The sequence below is a fragment of the Streptomyces sp. NPDC044106 genome (assembly GCF_056433985.1).
This window is the reverse complement of sequence record NZ_JBWKFZ010000038.1, coordinates 4787-11516: the sequence shown is the minus strand read 5'-3', so window position 1 is coordinate 11516 and position 6730 is coordinate 4787. Positions and strand designations below refer to the sequence as shown.

The following is a 6730-nucleotide window of genomic DNA, read 5'->3' as shown; positions in this document are numbered from 1 at the left end:
CGGCCTCGGGGGCGGTCTCGGCGACCTTGCGCAGCCGCACGTTCGCCCCGGCCTTCTCCGCGCCCTCGGCCACCGCCTGGGCCAAAGTGTGCACGGTGCCGGTGGCGCTGTAGTAGATGACGGCGACGTTGACAGGTTCCACGGTGATGTCCTTCTGTCCTTCGGGATGTGCCGGTGTGCCGGTGTGCCGGTGTGTGTGGGGGGGTTAGCGGGCGATGACGAGGGTGGCGGGCGGGGCGGAGTGGAAGGAGATGTCGCTGAAGCCGGCTTTGGTGAGCCAGCTGTGGTAGTCGGTGCGCCGCCAGGTGCCGCCCTGGGTGCTCTTGAGGAGCATTTCGGAGGCGAACAGCAGCGGGAAGGGCGGGCCGCTGCGGTCGTCCTCGACGACGTAGTCGCACACGACCAGGGCGCCGCCGGGGGCCAGGGCGTCCTTGAAGCGGGTGAACAGGGCGATGTTGTCCTCGGGGCCTTCCTGGTGGGCGATGTGGGAGTACAGGGCGATGTCGTAGGCGCCGGGGGCCAGTTCGGTGGTGTGGAAGTCGCCGTCGATGCAGGTGAAACGCTCGCCCAGGCCGCGTTCGGTGAGCTGGCGGCGGGCGATGGCGTTGATGGGCTGCCAGTCGAGCTGGGTGGCGCGGGCGGCGGGGTTGCGGGCCAGCCAGGTGGCCGAGTAGATGCCGGAGCCGCCGCCGATGTCGAGGATGCGGACGGCGCCGGCCCCGTCCAGGCCCAGCAGGTCGGCGGCCAGGGCCGCGGCGGGCACCGACTGGGCGGCGATGGCGGTGACGACCTGGCCCCAGTGCGGGTTGTCGGCGACCTCGACGGCCGGGTCGGTGACGGGGCCGCCGGCGGCGACCACCTCGGGCAGCGCCATCAGGCTGCCCATGTGGGTGAGTTTGAGGCGGGCCATGGCGCTGAGGTCGGCGGGCCGGCCCTCGACGAGGTAGGCGGCGGCCTCGGCACTGTTTTGGTAGCGGCCCTCGTGCAGGGTGACAAGGCCGATGGAGAGCAGGCCGTCCAGGAGGGTCTGGGCGCCGCGTTCGGAGATGGCGGCACGCTCGGCCAGGGCGGCGGCGGTGCCGGCGCCGTCCTGCAGGTGGGTGAAGAGGCGGTGGGTGCACGCGGCGCCCAGGATGCCGGTGGACCAGTAGCCGTTGATCAGGCGCAGGATGGTGTCGGGCGCCGGGGCGTTCCCGCTCGTGTTCCCGCTCGTGTTCCCGCTCGTGTTCTCGCTCGTGTTCTCGCTCATGCGGTGCCTTTCCGGGCCCGGGCGGGGGCCGTGTGGGTGTGCAGTGCGGTGCGCAGCCGGCCGGCGACCCGTTCGATCTGGGCGGTGCTGAGTTCGGCGTGCATGGGGATGGCCAGGTGGCGGGCGAAGAGGTCGGCGGAGACGGGGCAGCTCTGCTTGGCCTCGAAGACGGGCTGCAGGTGGCTGGCCCAGGTGCCGTGGCCGCAGCCGATGCCCTGGCCGCGCAGGTCGGCGGCCAGGGCCGCGCGGTCCACCCGCTCGTCCAGGCGCACCAGGTAGGACTGCCAGGCGTGGGTGCGGTCGGCCGGCACCTGCGGCAGGGTCAGCAGTTCCTCATCGGCCAGGAGTTGGGCGTACTGCTCGGCGACGGCGGTGCGGCGCTCAAGGAGTTCGCCGATGCGGGTGAGCTGGACCTGCAGGATGGCCGCGGCGATGTCGGAGAGTTTGAAGTTGTAGCCGATCTCGGTGAATTCCGGGATGGGCAGGCCCACGATCTGTGACTGGTCGAAGATGCTGCCGATGCCGAAGGAGGAGCGCCTGCGGGCATCGGCGGCCAGGGCCGGGTCGGCGGCCAGCAGGGCGCCGCCCTCGCCGCTGGTGGCGCCCTTGCGTCCGTGGAAGGACAGGCAGGCCACCTCGGCCAGCGCGCCGGCCTGCTGTCCCTGGTAGGTGGCGCCGACCGCGCAGGCGGCGTCCTCGATGAGGAAGAGGTGGTGGCGCTCGGCCAGGGCCCGCAGTTCGCGGTAGTCGGCGGGCAGGCCCACGGTGTCCACCGCGATGATCCCGACCGTTCGGGGGCCGATCAGGTCGGCGACGGCCTGCGGGTCCACGGTGTGGGTGTCGGGGCGCACGTCGGCGAAGACGGGCACGGCATCGAGGTAGCGCACCGCGTGGGCGGGCGCGGGGAAGGTGTAGTCGGCGACGATGACCTCATCGCCCGCCCTGACACCCAGCGCGAGCAGCGCCACGTGCAGGGCGGCCCCGCAGTTGGCGAGCGCCACCGCGTGGCGGTCATAACGCTGGGCGAGCTGGGCTTCCAGGGCGGTGCCCCGCGGGCCCTGCCCGGCCGGCCAGCCCGAGGCGAACACCTCGGCGACCGCGGCCAGTTCGGCCTCGCCCAGACTGGCCCGCACCAGCGGCACAGGAGCCTCGCCGGCACCGGCCTGAGCGGCGGGTGCCTGGCCGGCGGCGGCCGGGGAGAGGGCAGCCTGCGGGGCAGGAACCCGGGAGGCGGCGGCGGCCTGGGCCTGGGCGGCGGAGGCAGGAGCCTGGCCGGCGGCGGAGGCGAGGGCCCGGGAGGCGGCGGCCTGGGCCTGGGCGGCGGGGGTCTGGGGGGCGGGGGGCTGGGGGGTGTTCATGGCGGTCACTTCCCGTTGTCCGCGGGCGCGGGCGGCTGGTAGCGCAAGGGGGTGATTTCCTCGACGTCGTAGCGCTTGCGCATCTCCTCCACGGCCGCGGGGTCCACCGTGGTGCCGCGCGCCCAGATCTCCGCGATCTCCTCGAAGTAGTGCTCGTGGTCGGGCGAGGGATAGCTCTGGAAGAGCATCTTCACCGGCTTGTCGGTGGCGTTGCGAAAGGCGTGCGGGGTGCCCGGCGGCACGAACATGCAGCCGCCCTCGGCCGCCTTGATGACCCGCTCACCCTCGGCGGAACGCCAGTGGTGCCAGGTGTCCTTGCTGCGTTCGGTCGGCTCGAAGCACATCAAATCCAGCTCGCCCTCCAGGACGTAGAAGAACTCCTGGGACTCGTGGTGCACATGGGCGCCGACATCGAAGCCGGGCGGCACGACGACCTCGAAGACGGAGATGGCCGAGCCCTGCGCCGAGGTGGCCTTGAAGGTCACCTCCTGCGCCGGGGTGATCAGCTTGCGTCCCGCACCGGGGGGGACGATCAGGCCCGTCATGTATGGGTTTCCTTTACGTTGGCCACGCGTTCTCCCACGCGGCACGAAGACCCCCAGAGGGGCCCGGATCAGATACAGCAGATACGCCGGTACGGCAGATGCGCCGGTACGGCAGGTACGGCAGGTGCCGCCGGGTACGGCAGGTGTGCCGGGTACGGCAGGTGCCGTCGGGTGGGCGTGGGGGGTCAGGCGGCGGCGGGCGGGGTGTCGCTGTTCCAGCGGCCCAGGGCCATCTCGGCGGTGATGCCGGGCCCGAACCCGGCGATCAGGCCGGTGGCGTCGGGCATCGGGGTGTCCTCCTCGAACAGGCGCAGGGCGGCGTCCAGGACGACGGCGCTGGCGATGTTGCCGTACTCGGTCAGCGTCGCCCAGCTGTGGCGGAAGACCTTGCGGTCCACGTCGAGGAACTTGGCGAGGTCGTTGAGGATGCGCGGGCCGCCCGCGTGGACGATGTAGAAGTCGAGGTTGCCCACGTCCCAGCCGTGGCCGGCGGCGAAGTCGCGCAGCACCGGGGCCAGCGGTTCCATGGTGCCCGGCACCCGGCGGTCCAGCTGGAAGTGGAAACCGGTGTCGCGCACCGCGTAGGAGATCCAGTCCTCGGTGTGGGGGATGAGGTAGGAGGAGTTGGCCTCCAGCTCGATCCCGGTACCGCCCGCGCCGCGCACCACGGCCGCCGCGACCGCGTCACCGAACAGCCCGTCCGAGAGCAGCGAGCCGATGTCGTCCATGTCGGGCTGGTAGCACAGCGAGCACAGCTCGCAGGAGACAATCAGGACGTTGCTGGCGGGGTGGGCCAGGCAGAAGTCGTGGGCGCGGTTGATCGCGGCGCCGCCGGCCGCGCAGCCCAGCTGGGCGATGGGGATCTGGCGGGTGTCCGAGCGCAGGCCCATCGTGTTGATGAGCCAGGCCGTCAGCGACGGCATCAGGAACCCGGTGCACGACACGTAGATGATCGCGTCGATGTCCCGGGCGCCGAGCCCGGCGTTGGCCAGGGCCTCCTCGACGACCTCGGGGGTACGTTTCTTCGACTCCGCCTCGTAGAGGCGGTTGCGTTCGGTCAGGCCCGGGTGGCGCAGGGTCTGCTCGATGGGCTGCACGATATGCCGCTTCTGCACCCCCGTGTTGCGGATCAGCCGGAGCGCCAGGGGAAGCTGCGGCTTCCCGGCGTGGGCCCGCTCGGCGAACTGCAGCGTCTCCTCGGCTGTGATGACGTGTTCCGGTACACGCACGGACGGCTTGCATAGCCTGGGCATATCGGGAATCCACTTTCTCTAGAGTCTGCCTTCTGCACGTGCACAACCTGGTGCACCCCGCCCGCCCCACCCGGAGCGGGCGGGGCGGGGCGGGGGCAGAAGAAGGAAGGGACAGCGGTGACAACGCCTGCCGCACCGCCTTCCGCCGCCTGCGCGGACAACTCCCGTCAACGACGGCAGACCCGCAGCCGGCGGAAGGCGGCACGGAACGAACGAACAGGACGGGGCGGGGCGGGGCGGGCGGACGGGCGGGCGGGACCCACACCGCACCGGCCAGACAGGACCGGCCGGGCCGGAGCGGACAGGGCGGGCGGAGCGGGCCGGTTGGGCAGGGCGGGTTGGGCCGGCTGGGCCGGGCTGAGCGGGTGGCCCGGGCCGGCTGGGCAGGGCGGGTTGGGCCGAGCCGGCTGGGGCGGAGCGGTTGGGCGGGCCGGCTGGGGCGGAGCGGGGCGGGTGACCCGGGCCGACTGGGCCGGGCGGGCAGACCGGACAGGCCGGCCGGGCGGGGGGCTGGACCGTATACGGGCGTCAGGGAAGACAGGAGCGGAACGGAAAGACAGAAGCCGCACCGGGCCCGGGCGTTGGGGCGGCACGGCGCGATGCAGGGTCAAGGTCAGGGCGGCGCGGTGCGGTGCATGGTCGGGGCGGCGCAGGGTCAGGGCGGCGCGGTGCGGGGTCAGGGCGGCGCGGGGCAGCATGTGCCGGACAAGGTGCGGGTGCCGGGGCTGGCCAGGGCGGGCCAGGCCAAGCCGGGCCGGGGCCGGGCCAGGACGGGACAGGCGCCAGAACGGGCACGGCTGGTACGCGGTACGGAAGTTGAGGCGGGACGGCAGGGCGCACACCCTCACACCGAACTCTCCCCCGCCCCCTCGCCCGCCTGCCCCTGCTCCCCCACCCGGCACCCCTCCGCCCTTGTCCTGTGCTCTTCACAGCGGGGACGGGTGCTGAGGGGCGGGAGGTACGGACGGTGATCCGGCAGCAGGGCGGGGGCGGGCGGGGACGACGATGAGGGCAAGGGCGGAGGGGCGCACGTGCCGGCCGGCACGCAGGCGTTGAGGCGGGGCAAGGGCGGAACGCAGAGACACATGCCGCGCCCGGCCCGGGCGTTGGAGCGGCAGGGGACACACGCAGCGCCGGGACAGCAAGCACCGGACCGGGCACGGGCGTCGGGACAGGACGGGGCGGGACAGCAAGCACCGGACAGGCACGGGCGTCGGGACGGGGCGGGTCGGGCCGGGACAGCAAAAACTGGACAGAGCACGGGCGTCGGGACGGGGCGGGGCGTGGTACGAGAGCGGGGACGGCGGACGGCTAGGTGCCCGTCCTCGCCCACCGCCGCGGTGACCGGCGCCTCGACGCTGTCCCGCAGTACTGGGCAAGGACGGCGGACGGCGGGGTGCTGGTCCTCGCCGGGATCGCTGCCGGCCGGGCCGGGCGGCGGGGCCACGGCGCGGGGCCGCCGCACAGCAGGGCCGAGCCACCCGGAAGGCGGGGGCGCGAACAGAAGGACGGGGCGGACGGCACGGCGGGTGCGGGCGCCACGGACTGCGCAAGGCCGGCGGAACACCCCCCCACCCCCGCTCGCCCGCCCCCGCCCCCCATCCGGCGCCCCCTCCGCTCTCGCTCCGCGCCCTTCACAGCAGGGGCGGGCACAGGTCTTGCGGGGCGAAACGTTCAGCCGGCGATCCAGCAGCGGAACAGCCAACGGACCCCGAGGGGGCGGCAGTACAGCACAGAAAGCACGGAGCGGCGGAGGAGCGGAGGGGCAGCAGGCCACCGGCCGGGCACACCGCGAAGGGACCGCGAGGGCCGCGGAGGCCGCGGAGCCGTGAGGGCCGTGAGGGCCGTGGGGGGGCATCCAACGGCCGCGGCAGGCCGCGCCCGCCCGGAACAACTCAGAGAATCAGGCACCCGCCCGCACGGCCGACCCCCGCCCGCCTCCGGCCGGACCCCGCACCCCGGGGCCCGTTCCTGCGCTGCGGCGCAGGGCGCGTGCCTGCGCTGCGGCGCAGAGAACCCCCCCGCCAGCAGGCGGGCAGAGCACCGGCGCCAGGGCGCCACGGCACACGGGCAGAAAAGCATGAGAGGGGGATCGGCGCCACAGGCGGAGCACAGGCCCGGCACGGCCGGTGCCCGGCGGCGGATACGGCACTCGGCCCATCGCCCGCAAAACGGCTTTGGGCAGGGAAGTCGTGCGGAAATAGTGACACGGACGCCGCCCCCGGACCAAGACCCACCCAAAGTGACGTAGGTCACGGCACGAGGCGGCACGAGGCGGCACGAGGCGGCACGGGACGGCACGGGACGGTGCGGGACGGTGCGGGA

Annotated in this window: 5 protein-coding genes; all 5 read right to left on the bottom strand. The window is 73.7% G+C overall.

Annotated elements, in window-relative coordinates:
- Positions 1–142, bottom strand: a 142-nt coding sequence (locus AC07DI_RS37290; protein WP_478909395.1) for a flavodoxin domain-containing protein, incomplete at its 3' end; no start/stop codon positions are given.
- Between the two features lie 63 nt (positions 143–205).
- Positions 206–1249 (bottom strand): methyltransferase, encoded by a 1044-nt coding sequence (locus AC07DI_RS37285; protein ID WP_478909394.1) that lies wholly within the window; start codon positions 1247–1249, stop codon positions 206–208.
- Positions 1246–2607, bottom strand: a complete 1362-nt coding sequence (locus AC07DI_RS37280; RefSeq protein WP_478909392.1) for a DegT/DnrJ/EryC1/StrS family aminotransferase — start codon at positions 2605–2607, stop codon at positions 1246–1248. The genes AC07DI_RS37285 and AC07DI_RS37280 overlap by 4 nt, the downstream gene beginning before the upstream one ends.
- A 5-nt stretch (positions 2608–2612) precedes the next feature.
- Positions 2613–3152 (bottom strand): cupin domain-containing protein, encoded by a 540-nt coding sequence (locus AC07DI_RS37275; protein WP_384261858.1) that lies wholly within the window; start codon positions 3150–3152, stop codon positions 2613–2615.
- 185 nt (positions 3153–3337) lie between these two features.
- Positions 3338–4405 (bottom strand): type III polyketide synthase, encoded by a 1068-nt coding sequence (locus AC07DI_RS37270; protein ID WP_478909390.1) that lies wholly within the window; start codon positions 4403–4405, stop codon positions 3338–3340.
- Positions 4406–6730 lie beyond the last annotated feature (2325 nt).